Source organism: Brevundimonas fluminis (assembly GCF_003934285.1).
Classification (GTDB): Bacteria; Pseudomonadota; Alphaproteobacteria; order Caulobacterales; family Caulobacteraceae; genus Brevundimonas; species Brevundimonas fluminis.
Genome location: NZ_RQWJ01000004.1, coordinates 486206 through 501938 on the forward strand (window position 1 = coordinate 486206; position 15733 = coordinate 501938).

Consider the following 15733-nt stretch of genomic DNA (forward strand, 5'->3'; position numbering starts at 1 on the left):
CTCAGGCCGAAAGACGGTCGACGACCGTCCGGGCCAGGCGTCGCGCCTCGCCGTCCACGGCCAGCGCCCCGTCGCAGTCGCCGCCGGCGGTGAGCAGGCCCCCCGTCGTCGCCGCCTCGAGCGTTTCGGCGACGACTGCGGCAATATTGAGAAACGCCAGTCGGCGGTCAAGGAAGGCCAGCGCGGCCACCTCGTTCGCGGCGTTGAACACCGTGGGCGCCGCACCGCCCGCCTTCAGCGCGTCCCGCGCCAGCCCCAGCGCCGGAAACGTCTCCAAATCCGGCGCCTCGAACGTCAGGCGTCCCAGCGCGGCGAGGTCCAGCTTTGGCGCCGGCCACGGCAGCCGCTCGGGCCAGGCCAGGGCCACAGCGATCGGCGTCCGCATGTCCGGCGGCCCGAGCTGGGCCAGGGTTGAGCCGTCCCGGTGCTCCACCAGGCTGTGCACGATGGACTCCGGATGCACCACCACGTCGATGCGGTCGGCGGGCATGTCGAACAGATAGGCCGCCTCGATCGTCTCCAGCCCCTTGTTCGCCAGGGTGGCGCTGTCGACCGAAATCTTGGCCCCCATGGACCATTTCGGGTGCGCCACGGCCTGTTCTGGCGTGATGCCGGCCAGATCCTCACGGCGCCGCCCCCGGAAGGGCCCGCCCGAGGCGGTCAGCACCAGCCGCTCCACGCCCTCGGGACGGACCGCGTCGAACACCTGAAAGATGGCGGAATGCTCGGAATCGACCGGAATCAGCCGCCCGCCGGCGGCCCGGACGCGGTCGATCAGGGCGCGGCCGCAGCAGACCAGGCTTTCCTTGTTGGCGAGAGCCAGCACCCCGCCGCGGCCGGCCGCGGCCCAGGCCGAGCGGAGCCCCGCGGCGCCGACGATCGCCGCCATGGTCCAGTCGGAGGAACGCCCCGCCGCCTCCGCCAGCGCCCCCTCGCCGGCCGCAGCCTCCACGCCGGACCCGGCCAGCGCCGACCGCAGCTCGGCCAGCCGGTCCTCGTGGGCGGTGACCGCCACCTTCGCCTTCCAGCGTCGCGCCTGTTCCGCCAGCAGGGCGACGTTGGCGCCGCCCGTCAGGGCCTCGACCTCATAGACCGCCGCGCCCGCCGCCTGCGTCTGCGCCATCAGGTCCAGCGTGGACACGCCGACCGATCCGGTCGACCCCAGAACGGTGACCTTGCGCCGGATCATGGGACCGCCAGCGACATCGTCAGAAGGCGGCATCCGGCCAGCACCACGGCGGCGAACATCAGGCCGTCGACCCGGTCCAGCAGGCCGCCGTGGCCCGGGATCAGTCCGCCGGCGTCCTTCACGCCGAAACGGCGCTTCAGGGCCGATTCCCACAGGTCGCCCGCCATGGTCGCCGATGCCCCCGCCAGACCCAGCGCCAGGCCCCAGATCGGGTCCGGAACTCCCAGCCCGCCGGGGATGAAGGCGGCGATGACCCACCCCGCCAGCGCCCCTGCGACCAGGCCCCCGATGAAGCCGGACCAGGTCTTGTTGGGCGAGTAGCGGGGCCACAGCTTGGGCCCCTTGAGCAGGCTGCCGACCACGAAGGCCATGACGTCCGACGCCCAGGCCACGACGAAGACCAGGATGGTCCAGCTCAGACCGAGGCTCGAGTTCCCGTCGCGCAGCCAGATCAGCAGGATGGCCGGCCAGCCGAGGTAGAGGACGCCATAGGCGGCGTCGACGCCTTCCTGACCGACGCGCCTGGCGAACACGCCCGCCGCGGCCGCGGCGAAGACCAGCAGGACCAGCGCCGGCGACATGGCGCCGACGTGGGCGGTCACCGTCACCGCGAACAGGGCCGCGCCGACGGCCCAGGCGATCGGGGTCGCGCGCGTCGGCGCGCTCATCTGGGCCCATTCTCGCGCCAGCAGGACGCAGGCCGCCAGCATGATGGCGAGGAACCAGCTCTCGCCGGCCCAGATGGCGAGGACGGCCAGGGGCGCCAGCACCAGGGCCGAGACGGCCCGCAGGCCCAGATCCTTCAGCGACGCCATCAGGCGGGCACCGCGGGGCGCCCGCCGTAACGTCGGTCGCGGCTGCGGAAGGCGTTCACCGCCTCGGCCAGATGCGCCTCGCCGTAGTCGGGCCAAAGCACGTCCTGGAAGACGAACTCGGCGTAGGCGGCCTCCCACAGCAGGAAGTTGGACAGCCGCGTCTCGCCCGAGGTGCGCACGATCAGGTCGACGGGCGGGCCGTCGCCCGTCGACAGGGCGCGCCCGAACGCGTCCTCGTCGATCGCTTCGCCCGAGGCGGCCAGTTTGCGCGCCGCGTCGACGATGTCGGCCCGGCCGCCGTAGTTGAAGGCCACCTGCAGCCGGAACTGCTCGTTGCCGGCCGTCTCGCGCTCCGTCCGGGCCACGATGTCGGCGATGTCGGGCGGCAGACCCTCGCGACGGCCCAGGATGCGGACCTTCACCCCTTCCCTCTTCAACCGCGCGAGATCGCTGCCGACGTAGGCGCGGACCAGGCCCATCAGGTCGGACACCTCCTCCGCCGAGCGGTTCCAGTTCTCGGTCGAGAAGCCGAACACCGTCAGGCAGCGGACGCCCAGCTTCGGCGCCGACTGAATCGTGCGTTTGAGCGCCTGCACGCCCTCACGGTGGCCGACGGCGCGCGGCAGGCCCCGGCGCGCGGCCCAGCGGCCGTTGCCGTCCATGATGATCGCCACGTGGCGGGGCCCGGGGGCCTGGTCGGGGTCAGGATCGCTCATGCGCGGATGCGGTCGGCTCAGACCTGCATGATCTCCGCTTCCTTGGCCTTCAGGGCCTCGTCGATGCGCTTGATGGCGGCGTCGGTGTCCTTCTGGACCTCCGTCTCCATCTTCTTCTGTTCGTCCTGGCTGATGTCCGAGGCCTTCTCGGCCTTCTTGAGGTCGTCGTTGGCGTCACGGCGCACGTTGCGCACGGCGATCTTCTGTTGCTCGGCGTACTTCCCGGCCAGCTTGGCCAGATCGCGGCGACGTTCCTCGGTCAGCGGCGGGATCGGGATGCGCAGGGTCTGGCCGTCGACCACCGGATTCAGGCCCAGACCGGCGGCGCGGATGGCCTTCTCGACCGACACCACCATGCCCTTGTCCCACACGTTGACGGAGATCATGCGCGGCTCCGGCACGCTGATCGCCGCGACGGCGTTCAGCGGCGAGGTGGAGCCGTAGGCCTCCACCATGACGGGATCCAGCAGCCCCGCGTTGGCCCGGCCGGTGCGCAGGCCGTTGAACTCGCTCTTCAGCGCGTCCACCGCCTTGTCCATGCGGTCGCGATAGGTCTTGAGGTCTGGCTTGGCCATGGAAACTTCTCTCGAGTCTTCTTGATCTTGTCAGGCGGTCTTGGCGTTGTGGATGACGGTGAACGCGCCCTCGCCCCGGAGGGTCCGCCGGAACGAACCCTTCTCGCGGATGGAGAACACCACGATCGGGATGCCGGAGTCACGCATCAGGGCGACCGCCGAGGCGTCCATGACCTTCAGGTCGCGCGCGAGGACGTCGTGATAGGTCAGCTCGTCGTAGCGGGTCGCCGTCGGGTCCTTCTTGGGATCGGCCGTGTAGACCCCGTCCACGCTGGTGCCCTTCAACAGGGCGTCGCAGCCCATCTCGGCGGCGCGCAGGGCGGCGCCCGAGTCGGTCGTGAAGAAGGGCGCGCCGACGCCGGCGGCGAAGATCACCACGCGGCCCTTCTCGAGGTGCCGCAGGGCGCGACGACGCACATAGGGCTCGGCCACGGCGTTCATGACCAGGGCGCTCTGCACCCGCGTCTGGACGCCGATCTTCTCCAGCGCCGCCTGCATGGCCAAGGCGTTCATGACGGTGGCCAGCATGCCCATATAGTCGGCCGAGGCGCGGTCCATGTCGCCGGCCGCCTTGGACAGCCCGCGGAAGATGTTGCCGCCGCCGATGACCAGGCAGATCTCGACGCCCTCGCGCGCCACCTCGGCCACGGCCTGGGCCACCTCGGCGACCGTCGCCATGTCGATGCCGTAGCCCTGGTCCCCCATCAGGACCTCGCCGGAGACCTTCAGCAGGACGCGCTTGTATCGGAACTCGCTGGGCGCGTCTGGCATGGGAAATCCATCGGTGGGCGGAGAGACGCCGGAATCGGCGGTCCCTTATAGACGAAGGGCGCGCCCGGCTTCAAAGCCCGGCGCGCCCTCGGCGTTCGGCTTTTCGGCCGATCAGCCCTTCATCATCGAGGCGACTTCGTCGGCGAAGTCAGGGCCCTCGACCTTCTCGACGCCTTCACCCAGCGCCAGACGGACGAAGCCGCCGATGTGCAGGCCGGGGTTGCCCAGAGCCTTGCCCTCCTCGGCGACCAGCTGCTCGATGGTCTGGTCGGGGTTCATGACGAACGGCTGCTTGGTCAGCACCACGTCCTTCTGGAACTTGTTGATCTGCCCCTCGACGATCTTCTCGATCATGTTCTCGGGACGGCCTTCTTCCTTGGCCTTCTCGATCAGCACGGCGCGTTCCTTCTCGATCGCGGCCGGGTCCAGGTCGTCCGTGTTCAGCGAAAGCGGGCTGGTGGCGGCCACGTGCATGGCGATCTTGCGGCCCAGCTCGCGCAGCTTGGCCTTGTCGCCCGCGCCATGCAGGGCGACCAGCACGCCGATGCGGCCGACGCCCGGCGACACCGCGTTGTGCACGTAGGTGGCCACGACGCCTTCGTCGACCGACAGGCGGGCGGCGCGGCGCAGCTGCATGTTCTCGCCGATGGTGGCGATCATGTTGGTGACTTCGTCCTGGACGGTCTTGCCCGACTCCAGCTCGGCGCCGTGCAGGCCCTCGACGGTCGCATGCTCCAGCCCCAGCTCGGCGAAGCGCTTGGCGGCGTTCTGGAACAGGTCGTTGCGCGCGACGAAGTCGGTCTCGGCGTTGAACTCGATGGCCGAGGCCACCTCGCCGGCGCCCACTTCCTTCGACGCGACGGCGACCAGGCCCTCGGCGGCGACCCGGTCGGCCTTCTTGGCGGCCTTGGACAGGCCCTTGGCGCGCAGCCAGTCGATCGCGGCTTCGATGTTGCCGTCGTTCTCCTGCAGGGCCTTCTTGCAGTCCATCATGCCGACGCCGGAGCGCTCGCGCAGTTCCTTGACGAGGGCGGCGGTGATCTCGGCCATGTTCAGTCTCCTTGGGTCTTCGTATGCGGGAACGGCCGGACCCCTGGAGGGCCCGGCCGCGCTCAGGCGTCAGGCGCGGCCTTCGGGCGAAGACCGCCGGGCGATCAGCCCGTGGCCTTCTCGGTTTCGACGGCGTCCAGGGCCTCGGTCGTCGCGGCCTGGGCCTCGGCGTCGGCGGTCGGCGCAGCTTCGGCGGCGGCCTCCATCTCGGCGGCCACGTCTTCCGTGCCGGCCGGAGCGGCTTCGGCCTCGGCCGGGACGGCCTTGGCTTCGCGCAGCATCGGCTCGACCGGGGCTTCCGAAGCGCCCAGATCCACGCCCGAGGCCGAGGCGCCCGAAGCCAGGCCGTCCAGGACGGCGTCGGCGATCAGGTCGCAGTAGGTCTGGATGGCGCGGGCGGCGTCGTCATTGCCCGGGATCGGATAGGTGATGCCGTCCGGATCGCAGTTGGTGTCCAGGATGGCGATGACCGGGATGTTCAGCTTGCGGGCTTCCTGGATCGCGATCGCTTCCTTGTTGGTGTCGATCACGAACATGATGTCCGGCAGGCCGCCCATGTCCTTGATGCCGCCCAGCGACAGCTCCAGCTTGTCGCGCTCGCGCTGCAGGGTCAGCAGTTCCTTCTTGACCCGGCCCTCGCCGCCCGACTCCAGCAGCGAGTCCAGCTCGCGCAGGCGGGCGATGGAGCCCGACACGGTCTTCCAGTTGGTCAGCGTGCCGCCCAGCCAGCGGTTGTTCATGTAGTACTGGGCCGAGCGCTTGGCGGCCTCGGCGATCGGCTCGGAGGCCTGACGCTTGGTGCCGACGAACAGCACGCGGCCGCCCTTGGCCGCCACGTCGCGCACGGCGACCAGCGCCTGGTGCAGCAGCGGGATCGACTGCGACAGGTCGATGATGTGGATGTTCGAGCGCGAACCGAAGATGTAGCGCTCCATCTTCGGGTTCCAGCGGTGCGTCTGGTGACCGAAGTGGGCGCCCGCTTCGAGCAGGGTGCGCATGGAGAATTCAGGCAGAGCCATCTGCGTTCAGTCCTTTATCCGATTGATCCGCCGCAGGCGCTTTAAAGCCGAAGCCTCGGAACGGAGCGGACCGGATGTCTCCCGGCACGCGCCACGCCTGCGTGTGAAGTGGGCGCGCGTGTAGGGGAAACCGGCGCCGATGGCAAGGGCGAGGTCGCGCGATCCGCCGACCGGTGATATGTGGAACGCTCGGTCGGTCCGGGGAGGGCGACGATGCGGAAATCCTTGATCGTGGGCGTGGGCCTGCTGGCGGCGGGCCTGCTGGCGGGGACGGCCCTGACCCAGACTCGGCCGCAACCGCCCGCCGAGCCGAATGCGCCGCCCGTGCCGGCGGCCGTGGTCCTGACGCCCGACCGCGCCGAGGCGGCCGCTCTGGCCCGGGCCCGGCAGGACCCGCTGGCGACGCGCCTGCGCGGCGTTCTGGCCCGGAGCCCCGCCCGGGCGGAGGCGCCGGAGATCCAGGCCTCGACCGTGCCGGTTCTGGGTCCCTCCGATCCGACCCTGCTGGCGACCGCCCGGTTCCATCCGGGAGACCGCCAGTACACGCTCGTGGTGCGCGACGGCGACGACGTCATCGAGATCTACGGCACGACGCGTGCCCTGCGCAGCCCGGCGGCCGGCCCCCTCCCCCCGCCGATGACGCCGCCGCAGGCGCGCACCGCCACGCGCGGGCCGACGGCGCTGGAGCGGTCGCTGACGCAGGCCGGCCAGGCCGGGCTGGACCAGGTCAGGGCCGAGAGGACCGAGTACGGCGTCGACGTGAGCTTCGGCCGCTTCGGCGCGGCCTACAACGTCAGCTTCATCTGCGGCGCCCCGGGGGGCGGCAACTGCACCGAGGCTCGGGCCATCGCCTTCGCCGCGTCGATGGTGCTGCTGGGAGACGGGCAATGAGACGCGCCCTGCCCCTGCTGGGCCTGCTGCTGCTCACCGCCTGCTCGCCTTCCGGCTGCACGCCCGCCGACGCCGGGCCGGACGGGACTGACCCGGTTCCCCCCGGAGAGGTCGTGCCGCCCGGCGAGCCCTCGCCTCCGACGGAGCCGGAGCCGCCGGCGCCCGAACCCGTCAGCTGGCCCCACGAACCGGGCGGGTCGCTGTACCCGGGCTCGGGCTCCGGCGCGACGGACCCGACCATCTGGGCGCCGGGCATGCGCTTCCCGATGGAGGCGGCCCCCGCCTACGCCAACTCGCAGGTCTACGGCTACGGAGGCTTCATGGCCCCGGGGCCGGGTGGCCAGTGCGACGCCCGCAACTACGCCTATCCGTGGCGCGACAACTTCTGTGAGACGCGGTCGTGGACCAACGGCATGTGCCCGGCCGGGAAAGGCCATCAGGGCCAGGACATCCGCCCGGCCACCTGCGTCAAGAAGGTGCACTGGGTCGTGGCGGCGGAGAACGGCGTCGTCACCTCGATCGGCAGCTACTCCGTCTTCATCCGTGGCGACAGCGGACGGCTGTACCGCTACCTGCACATGGATCGGGCGCACGTCGTCACCATCCTGACCGAGGGTCAGCGGGTCACGCGCGGCCAGCGCATCGGCCGGGTGTCCGACGACTTCGGCGGTTCGGCCACGACCATCCACCTGCATTTCGAGATCAAGGCGCCGGTGGTGTCGGGCTCCGACGACCTGGGCGTCATCTTTGTGCCGACCTATTCCAGCCTGACCGACAGCTACGGCCGCCTGTTGCAGGCCACACCGCCGGCGCCGGAGACCTGACCGTCAGAGCTTGTGCAGGCCGTCGAACCGCATGGTCGGCGTCACGCTGAACGGCTCCACGTCGGTCAGGCAGCGGACGTTGACCGCGGCGTTCTCGACCCCGTCCGGCCCGGCGCCGAAGCCGTGCGTCTCGACCCCGCAGGTGGGGCAGATGAAGTGACGGATCTTGCGGGTGTTGAACAGGTACTCCTGCGCCACCCCCTCGCCCTTCGTGATCCGGAACTTGTCGGTGGGCACGAAGGTCAGCCAGACGCCGGTGCGAAAGCAGTGGCTGCAGTTGCACTCCATCACGTCCTTCAGATCGCTCTCGACCTCGAAGGCGATCGCGCCGCAGTGGCAGGAGCCCGTGTGGGTGGCCGTCATCGGTCCGTCCCCTTCTTCCGTTCGCCCCGGCCGGATCGCAGGGCCATGACCAGCCCCACCACCGCCACCAGCAAGGCCGCCGGCAGGGCGATGAACGCGAAGAACAGCTCCGGGTAGCTCTCGTCCGGACGGCCTTCCAGAATCCAGACCGTCGGCGTGAAGCCGAGAAAGGCGCACAGGCCCGTCAGGCCGAGGCCAGACCAGAACAGCCACCACCTCCGAAGAGGCATCACGCGTCCTCCAGCAGGGTGACCCCCGGCGCGGTCTTCAGCGCGCCGCGGACGGCGGCGTCGAGGCGATAGCGGCCGGGCAGGCGGATCTCGACCTCGCGGCGGCCCTCCAGCGCTGCGACGATGCATACTTCGCCGCCCCGGTCGTCGGCGCGGGCGCGGTCCAGCCGGGCCTTCAAAGCCTCGGCGTCGGCGGCGCGGGACGAGACGTGCACGCGCAGGCCCGCCGCCGCGTCGTCGATGATCCGGTCCAGCGGCGAGACGTCGTCGCCGAAGTAGCGCACCTCTCCGTCCGCGGCCTTGGCGCGGACCTTGACCAGCACGGTGGCCCCCGTCTCCAGCCTGTCGCGGCATTTGCGCAGCTGTTCGGGCGGGAACAGGCATTCGAACTCGCCCGTCGGATCGGAGAAGGTGACGAAGGCGAACTTCTCGCCGGTCCGGGCGCTGGCCCGCTCCTGACGGCGGCGGACGACGCCGGCCATCTGGAAGGCCTCATGGCCGCTTTCCGCCAGGGCCTGCACCTCGGCGGCGAAGGTGACGCGGCGGCGCTTCAGGGCCGAGGCCATGTCCTCCAGAGGGTGGCCGGACAGGTAGAAGCCGACGGCGGCCAGCTCCTGATCCAGCGCGTCCGGCCCGCTCCAGGGCTCGACGGCCTTCAGTCGGGGGCGAGCGGCGTGGGCCTGATCCGCGCCGAACAGGCTGACCTGGCTCGAGGCGCGCTCGGCGGCCACCGACTGGCAATAGGCGATCAGGACGTCGGCCTGTTCGACCAGCTGACGACGGTTCGGATGGATGCCGTCGAAGGCGCCGGCGCGGGCCAGGTTCTCCAGCGCGCGCTTGTTCACCGCGCGCGGATCGACGCGTTCCAGGAAGTCGAAGATGTCGGAGAACCGGCCGCCTGCCTCGCGCACCTCGACCACGTGGCGCATGGCCTCCAGACCGACGTTGCGCACGGCGCCCAGCGCGTAGAGCACCGCGCCCTCCCCGTCCGTCCACGCCACGTCGAAGTCGGCGGAAGAGCGGTTCACGTCGGGCCGCTCGACCTTCACGCCGAAGCGCCGGGCGTCCTGGTAGAAGACGGCCAGCTTGTCGGTGTTGGACAGGTCCAGGCTCATGGACGCGGCCATGAACTCGACCGGGTGGTTGGCCTTCAGCCAGCCGGTCTGGAAGCTGATCAGGGCATAGGCGGCGGCGTGCGACTTGTTGAATCCGTAGCCGGCGAACTTGGCCACCAGGTCGAAGATGCCGCCGGACTGGGCCTCCGGCACGCCCTTTTCCGACGCGCCCGCGATGAAGCGGGCCCGCTGGAAGTCCATCTCCTCCTTCTTCTTCTTGCCCATGGCGCGACGCAGCAGGTCGGCCTCGCCCAGGCTGTAGCCCGCCAGGATCTGGGCGATCTTCATCACCTGCTCCTGGTAGATGATGACGCCGTAGGTCTCGCTGAGCGTCTCCTGCAGCGTGGGGTGCAGGTAGTCGACCTCCTGCCGCCCGAACTTGCGGTCGATGTAGGTGTCGATCATCTCCATCGGCCCCGGCCGATAGAGGGAGATCAGGGCCGTGATCTCCTCGATGGAGCCGCAGCGCATCTTGCGCAGGGTGTCGCGCATGCCCTGGGATTCCAGCTGGAACACCCCGACCGTCTGACCCGAGGCCATCAGCTCATAGGTCGGGGCGTCGTCCAGCGGCAGGCCGTTCCAGTCCGGCGCCGCCCCGCGCCGCTCCAGGAACTGGCGCGCGCGGTCCAGCACCGTCAGGGTCTTCAGGCCCAGGAAGTCGAACTTCACCAGACCGGCCGGCTCGACCCACTTCATGTTGAACTGGGTGGCCGGAATGTCGGAGCGCGGGTCCTTGTAGAGCGGCACCAGTTCGGTCAGCGGCCGGTCGCCGATGACGATGCCGGCGGCGTGGGTGGAAGCGTTACGGTACAGGCCCTCCAGCTCCAGCGAGACGGACAGCAGGTTGGCGACGGCGGGCTCGGCGTCGCGCGCCTCCTTCAGGCGCGGCTCGATCTCGATCGCCTGTTCCAGCGTGGTCGGATTGGCCGGGTTGTTCGGGACCATCTTGCAGAGGCGGTCGACCTGGCCCAGCGGCATCTGCAGCACGCGGCCGACGTCGCGCAGCACGGCGCGCGCCTGCAGGGTGCCGAAGGTGATGATCTGGGCCACACGGTCCTGACCGTAGTGCTCCTGCACATAGGCGATGACCTCCTCCCGCCGCTCCTGGCAGAAGTCGATGTCGAAGTCGGGCATGGAGACCCGCTCGGGGTTCAGGAAGCGCTCGAACAGCAGCCCGAACCGGAGGGGGTCGAGGTCGGTGATGGTCAGGGCCCAGGCCACCAGAGAGCCCGCGCCCGACCCCCGTCCCGGACCCACGGGGATGCCGTGCGCCTTGGCCCATTTGATGAAGTCGGCCACGATCAGGAAGTAGCCGGGAAAGCCCATCTGCGTGATGATCCCGACCTCCCACTCCAGCCGGCCCCAGTAGTCCTCCTCCGGGGCGGCGGGGACGACCTGCTTCAGCCGCGCCTTCAGCCCCTCGCGGGCCTGATGCATCAGCTCATCGGGTTCGGTGCGGCCGTCGCCCGTGTCGAAGCGCGGCAGGATGGGGGCGCGGGTCTTGACCAGGAACGCGCAGCGGCGGGCGATCTCCAGCGTGGAGTCGCAGGCCTCGGGCAGGTCGGCGAACAGCTGGCGCATGGCCGCGGGCGGCTTGAACCAGTGCTGGTCGGTGATGCGGCGGCGGTCCTCCTGACCCACGAAGGCGCCGTCGGCGATGCACAGCAGGGCGTCGTGGCTGCGCGCCTGCGTGGCCTTGGCGTAGTGGACGTCGTTGGTGGCGACGAGGGGCACGTCGTTCGCATAGGCCCAGGCGACCAGACCGGCCTCGGCCTGGGACTCCTCCGGGCGGCCGTGGCGCTGAAGCTCGACGTAGAAGCGGTCCCCGAAGACGCGGGACATCTCGGCCAGGGCGGCATGGGCGTCGGCGTCGCGGCCCTGCACGAACAGGGGATCGATCGGGCCGTCGGGGCCGCCGGACAGCAGGATCAGCCCGGCGTTGCGCTCCACGACGCGCGACCACGGCACACAGGGCTCGACCGCGTCGTCGGCGCTGAGGTAGGCGGCGGAGGACAGGTCGCACAGGTTCAGCCACCCGGTCTCGTCCTGGGCGATCAGCACCACGGTGGCGCACCGGGCCCAGCGGGCGTTCACCTGGCCGCCGATGCCGCTGACCGGCAAGGCGCAGGCGATCAGCGGCTGCACGCCGGCGTCGCGCGCGGCCTGGCTGAACTCCAGCGCGCCGAACAGGTTGGCCCGGTCGGCCACGCACACGGCGGGCATGCCGGCCTCGGCCGCCATCTTGGGGATCTTCCCGGCCTTCAGCGCGCCTTCCAGAAGCGAATAGGCCGACCGCACCCTAAGGTGCACGAACCCCGAACCCGTCGCCGCCTCGCTCACGCCGTCACCCGCTTCATGGCTCGATCAGACCGCGACTCGCCCGGCCGGTCCACGACGTCGGCATGAGAGTGAGAGTCCGGAAAAAAGACTCCCATTACTCCCACTCGGTCTCCGTCAGACCCCGTGCGCGCTCAACGCCACCTGCCACACCATCCAGACGAAACCGCCGCACGACGCCAGCGCCATCGCCTCCCGCATCCACCGAGCCATAGGACCGTCCCCAGAAATGATGTTCCGGTAATGTTCTATGTTGTCGCTTTGTTCCCGTCAAGGCCGTCACCAAGCAATCGCTCGCGTCCGCCGGCGACCTCTGGCAGAAAGAGCGGCGCGCCGACCAGCACCCGCCGACCCGGCGACAGGCGTCGCCAGGAGCCCGGCCATGGCCAAAGGGCAGGTTCGGAAGAACAAGGAAGTCCGCAAACCCAAGGCGGAGAAGCCGAAGCCGGCGATCCAGGTGGGAACCTCGCCGTTCACCCAGCCGCCCGGCAAGCGGTAGGCGTCCCGCCCTCCCCGCGCCGGCGGGCCGGCGGGCCTCAGTAGGCGTGGCTCTCCGCCGGGCGCTCTTCCAGATGGCCATCCTTCAGGGCGAAGACGCGATCCATGTGGCCCGCCAGTTCCATGTTGTGGGTGGCGATGAGGGCGGCGACGCCGGTGGCCTTCACCCGGGCGCGAAGGTCGTCGAAGACGGCCTGGCTGGTGGTGGGGTCCAGGTTTCCGGTCGGCTCGTCGGCCAGCAGCAGACGAGGCGCATTGCCGAGCGCGCGGGCGATGGCGACGCGCTGCTGCTCGCCGCCCGACATCTGGGCCGGCTGGTGGGTCAGCCGTTCGCCGAGGCCCAGCGAGGTCAGGGTCTCCTCGGCGCGCCGGCGGGCTTCCGCCTCGCCCACGCCGGCGATGCGCATCGGCAGGGCGACGTTGTCGCGGGCGTCGAACTCCGGCAGCAGATGGTGGAACTGGTAGACGAAGCCGATCTTGAACAGGCGCAGCTTCGTCCGGGCCCGCTCGTCCAGCCCGCCGACGTCCTCTCCGTCGATGGCGATGGAGCCCTCGGTGGGCTTCTCCAGCAGGCCGGCGGCATGCAACAGGGACGACTTGCCCGAGCCCGACGGACCGATGAGGCCGACGATCTCACCGGGCATGACGTCCAGATCGACGCCCTTCAGCACAGTCAGGCCGCCCGAGCCGGTGACGTAGGTGCGCGTCAGGTTACGGACCGAGAGGACGGGTTCACTCATAGCGAAGCGCCTCCACCGGATCGAGCCGGCTGGCCCGCCACGAGGGCAGGAAGGCCGCGAGGCACGAGGCGCCGACGGCCAGCACGGCCACCCAGAAGACGTCGCCCATGTCGACCAGGGCCGGCACGGCGTCCAGCATGTAGACCTCGGCGTTGAACAGCTGCACGCCGAGCAGGCCCTCGAGGAAGTGCTGGATCGCCGCGATGTTCAGGCAGAACAGCAGGCCCAGCGTGATCCCCGCCGCGGTGCCCGCGATGCCGATCGTGGCTCCGGCGATGAAGAAGACGCGCAGCATGGACGACGGACTGGCCCCCACCGTCCGCAGCACGGCGATGTCGCGCGTCTTGTTCTTCACCAGCATGACGATGCCGCTGATGATGTTCAGGGTGGCGATGACGACCAGCATGCCCAGGATGATGCTCATCGCGACGCGCTCGACCTGCAGGGCGCCCCAGAAGGCGGCCAGGCTCTGGCGCCAGTCGGTGACCAGCGTGCCGGGCCCCGCGGCTTCGCGCACGGCCGGCAGGATCCGCTCGACCCTGTCGGGCTCCGTGACCTTCAGCTCGACCACGTCCCACAGGCCCTCCTTGCCGAAGAAGAGCTGGGCCTGTTCCAGCGGCATGAAGACGTAGGCCCGATCGAAGTCCGCGGCGCCGGAAGAGAATATCCCGCCGACCACGTAGGTCTTTTCCTGACCGCCCAGATTGCCGAAGGCGCTGTCGGCGCCGGTGGGCGAGTACAGGGTGATGGGCGATCCGACGCCCAGTCCCAGCTGCTGGGCCAGCGCCTTGCCGACCAGCACCCGGTCGCCGCCCCAGTCGCCCTGGCCGAAGGTGGCCTTGGCCTGATCGTCCAGGCTGGCGAAGACGAAACGCATGGAATCCAGGTCCCCCGGCCGGATGCCGCGCACCAGCCCGCCGGTGATCTGACCGCCGGCGCGGAACATGGCCGGGCTCTCGATCAGGGGGGTCACGCTGACCACCTGCGGCAAGGCGTCCAGCGAGGCCAGCCGCTGCTCGCGGTCGTCGGCGGTGAGAACCTGACCGTGGACGTAGAGATGGCCGTTGAAGCTGAGCATGCGGCTGAGCAGCTCCGACCGGAAGCCGGCCATGATGCTCATCACCGAGATCAGCACGGTGACGGCCAGCATGATGCCGACGAAGCTGATCCAGGCGATCAGGGCGACGCCCCCCTCCTTCCGCTTGGCGCGGAGGTAGCGCAGCGCCAGGCCGATCTCCCAGGCGGAGAAGGGACCCGCGCCCTTCACGCGGTCAGCCTTTCGATCGCCCCGGCCAGCGGCACGGAGACCTTCTCGCCGGTGGCCCGGCGCTTCAGCTCGACCACGCCGTCGGCCAGCCCCTTGGGCCCGATGGTCAACTGCCAGGGCACACCGATCAGATCGGCGGTGGCGAACTTGCCGCCCGGCCGTTCGTCGGTGTCGTCGTAGAGCACGTCCTTGCCCAGCGATTCCAGCTGCTTCACCGCGTCTTCGCAGGCGGCGGAGCAGGCCGAGTCATTGGCGCGCAGATTGATGACGACGACGTCGAACGGCGCGACCGCGTCGGGCCAGATGATGCCGCCCTCGTCATGGCTGGCCTCGATGATGGCCCCCAGCAGCCGCGACACGCCGACGCCGTAGCTGCCCATGTGGACTTCCGTGTCGGCGCCGTCGGGCCCCGCGACCTTCGCCTTCATCGGCGCCGAGTATTTGGTCCCGAAGTAGAAGATGTGGCCCACCTCGATGCCGCGCGCGGTCAGGCGGTCGGCCTCGGCCGTCTGGGCTTCGAAGGCGGCGGCGTCATGCATTTCCTCGGTGGCGGCGTACAGCGAGGTGCGGCCGTCGACGAGGGCCTGCAGGTCGTCCCAGTCCACGTCGGCGCCGGGTGCCGGCATCTCGACCAGCTTGCGGTCGCAGAACACCTGGCTTTCGCCGGTGTCGGCCAGAACGATGAACTCGTGGCTCAGGTCGCCGCCGATCGGCCCGGTGTCCGCCCGCATCGGCACGGCCTTCAGGCCCATGCGGGCGAAGGTGTTCAGATAGGCCACGAACATGCGGTTGTAGGCCTTGCGGGCCGAGGCCTCGTCAATGTCGAACGAATAGGCGTCCTTCATCAGGAACTCGCGGCCGCGCATGACGCCGAAGCGCGGGCGGCGCTCGTCGCGGAACTTCCACTGGATGTGGAAGAGGTTGAGCGGCAGCGCCTTGTAGCTCTTCACATAGGCCCGGAAGATGTCGGTGATCATCTCCTCGTTGGTGGGGCCGTACAGCAGCTCGCGCTCGTGCCGGTCGGTGATGCGCAGCATTTCCGGGCCATAAGCGTCGTAGCGGCCGCTCTCGCGCCACAGATCGGCCAGCTGCAGCGTCGGCATCAGAAGCTCGACGGCGCCGGCCCGGACCTGCTCCTCACGGACGATCTGCTCGATCTTCTTCAGCACCCGCAGGCCCAGCGGCAGCCAGGCGTAGATGCCCGCGGCCTCCTGTTTGATCAGGCCGGCGCGGAGCATCAGCTGGTGCGAGACGATCTGGGCGTCCGAAGGCGCCTCTTTCAGCGTGGGCAGGAAATAGCGCGACAGGCGCATGGTCTGGGAATCCGGGCAGG

General features: G+C 70.1%; 16 protein-coding genes. 3 read left to right on the forward strand and 13 right to left on the reverse strand.

The window, feature by feature from the left end; genetic code table 11:
- Nucleotide 1: 1 nt before the first annotated feature.
- The 7 genes from dxr to rpsB all read right to left on the reverse strand — a co-directional run bounded on the left by dxr (nt 2) and on the right by rpsB (nt 6135).
- Nucleotides 2-1189 (reverse strand): 1-deoxy-D-xylulose-5-phosphate reductoisomerase, encoded by a 1188-nt coding sequence (gene dxr, locus EFJ44_RS11410; protein WP_125257320.1) that lies wholly within the window; start codon nt 1187-1189, stop codon nt 2-4.
- Nucleotides 1186-2004 carry a phosphatidate cytidylyltransferase gene (locus EFJ44_RS11415; protein WP_125257321.1) on the reverse strand — a complete coding sequence of 273 codons (819 nt, stop codon included), beginning with the start codon at nt 2002-2004 and terminating at the stop codon, nt 1186-1188. Before EFJ44_RS11415 ends, dxr begins: the two co-directional genes overlap by 4 nt.
- Complete coding sequence (uppS, locus tag EFJ44_RS11420; protein WP_125257322.1) at nt 2004-2720, reverse strand: polyprenyl diphosphate synthase; 717 nt, start codon at nt 2718-2720, stop codon at nt 2004-2006. Before uppS ends, EFJ44_RS11415 begins: the two co-directional genes overlap by 1 nt.
- 17 nt (nt 2721-2737) lie before the next feature.
- Entirely contained in the window at nt 2738-3295 is a 558-nt protein-coding gene (gene frr, locus EFJ44_RS11425) for a ribosome recycling factor (RefSeq protein WP_125257323.1), read from the reverse strand.
- A gap of 30 nt (nt 3296-3325) precedes the next feature.
- Complete coding sequence (gene pyrH / locus EFJ44_RS11430; RefSeq protein ID WP_125257324.1) at nt 3326-4066, reverse strand: UMP kinase; 741 nt, start codon at nt 4064-4066, stop codon at nt 3326-3328.
- A gap of 111 nt (nt 4067-4177) precedes the next feature.
- Entirely contained in the window at nt 4178-5116 is a 939-nt protein-coding gene (tsf, locus tag EFJ44_RS11435; RefSeq protein WP_125257325.1) for a translation elongation factor Ts, read from the reverse strand.
- 104 nt (nt 5117-5220) lie between these two features.
- Nucleotides 5221-6135, reverse strand: a complete 915-nt coding sequence (gene rpsB, locus EFJ44_RS11440; protein WP_125257326.1) for a 30S ribosomal protein S2 — start codon at nt 6133-6135, stop codon at nt 5221-5223.
- Nucleotides 6136-6348: 213 nt separating this feature from the next.
- Between rpsB and EFJ44_RS11445 the strand changes: the two genes are divergently transcribed.
- Both EFJ44_RS11445 and EFJ44_RS11450 read left to right on the forward strand, forming a co-directional pair.
- The gene (locus EFJ44_RS11445) at nt 6349-7026 is read left to right on the forward strand and encodes a hypothetical protein (protein ID WP_125257327.1); all 678 of its coding nucleotides are present in this window, start codon (nt 6349-6351) and stop codon (nt 7024-7026) included.
- Entirely contained in the window at nt 7023-7850 is an 828-nt protein-coding gene (locus EFJ44_RS11450) for a M23 family metallopeptidase (RefSeq protein ID WP_125257328.1), read from the forward strand. The genes EFJ44_RS11445 and EFJ44_RS11450 overlap by 4 nt, the downstream gene beginning before the upstream one ends.
- Before the next feature lie 3 nt (nt 7851-7853).
- Here EFJ44_RS11450 and EFJ44_RS11455 read toward each other — a convergent pair whose 3' ends face one another.
- Genes EFJ44_RS11455 through dnaE form a run of 3 tightly spaced genes read right to left on the reverse strand, consistent with a single transcriptional unit; the run spans nt 7854 to nt 11898 of the window.
- A complete protein-coding gene (locus EFJ44_RS11455; protein WP_125257329.1) occupies nt 7854-8213 on the reverse strand; it encodes a GFA family protein in 360 nt (119 codons plus the stop codon).
- Nucleotides 8210-8443 (reverse strand): hypothetical protein, encoded by a 234-nt coding sequence (locus EFJ44_RS11460; RefSeq protein ID WP_125257330.1) that lies wholly within the window; start codon nt 8441-8443, stop codon nt 8210-8212. Before EFJ44_RS11460 ends, EFJ44_RS11455 begins: the two co-directional genes overlap by 4 nt.
- Entirely contained in the window at nt 8443-11898 is a 3456-nt protein-coding gene (gene dnaE / locus EFJ44_RS11465) for a DNA polymerase III subunit alpha (RefSeq protein ID WP_125257331.1), read from the reverse strand. The genes EFJ44_RS11460 and dnaE overlap by 1 nt, the downstream gene beginning before the upstream one ends.
- Before the next feature lie 379 nt (nt 11899-12277).
- Here dnaE and EFJ44_RS14040 point away from each other — a divergent pair, with 379 nt between their 5' ends.
- Nucleotides 12278-12394, forward strand: coding sequence for a hypothetical protein (locus EFJ44_RS14040; RefSeq protein WP_241209775.1), 117 nt, complete (start codon nt 12278-12280; stop codon nt 12392-12394).
- Between the two features lie 37 nt (nt 12395-12431).
- Here EFJ44_RS14040 and EFJ44_RS11470 read toward each other — a convergent pair whose 3' ends face one another.
- Genes EFJ44_RS11470 through proS form a run of 3 tightly spaced genes read right to left on the reverse strand, consistent with a single transcriptional unit; the run spans nt 12432 to nt 15713 of the window.
- Nucleotides 12432-13133: an ABC transporter ATP-binding protein gene (locus EFJ44_RS11470; protein WP_125257332.1), complete on the reverse strand. Its 702-nt coding sequence runs from the start codon at nt 13131-13133 to the stop codon at nt 12432-12434.
- Nucleotides 13126-14400 (reverse strand): lipoprotein-releasing ABC transporter permease subunit, encoded by a 1275-nt coding sequence (locus tag EFJ44_RS11475; protein ID WP_125257333.1) that lies wholly within the window; start codon nt 14398-14400, stop codon nt 13126-13128. Before EFJ44_RS11475 ends, EFJ44_RS11470 begins: the two co-directional genes overlap by 8 nt.
- Nucleotides 14397-15713, reverse strand: a complete 1317-nt coding sequence (gene proS / locus EFJ44_RS11480; RefSeq protein WP_125257334.1) for a proline--tRNA ligase — start codon at nt 15711-15713, stop codon at nt 14397-14399. The genes EFJ44_RS11475 and proS overlap by 4 nt, the downstream gene beginning before the upstream one ends.
- Nucleotides 15714-15733: the final 20 nt, after the last annotated feature.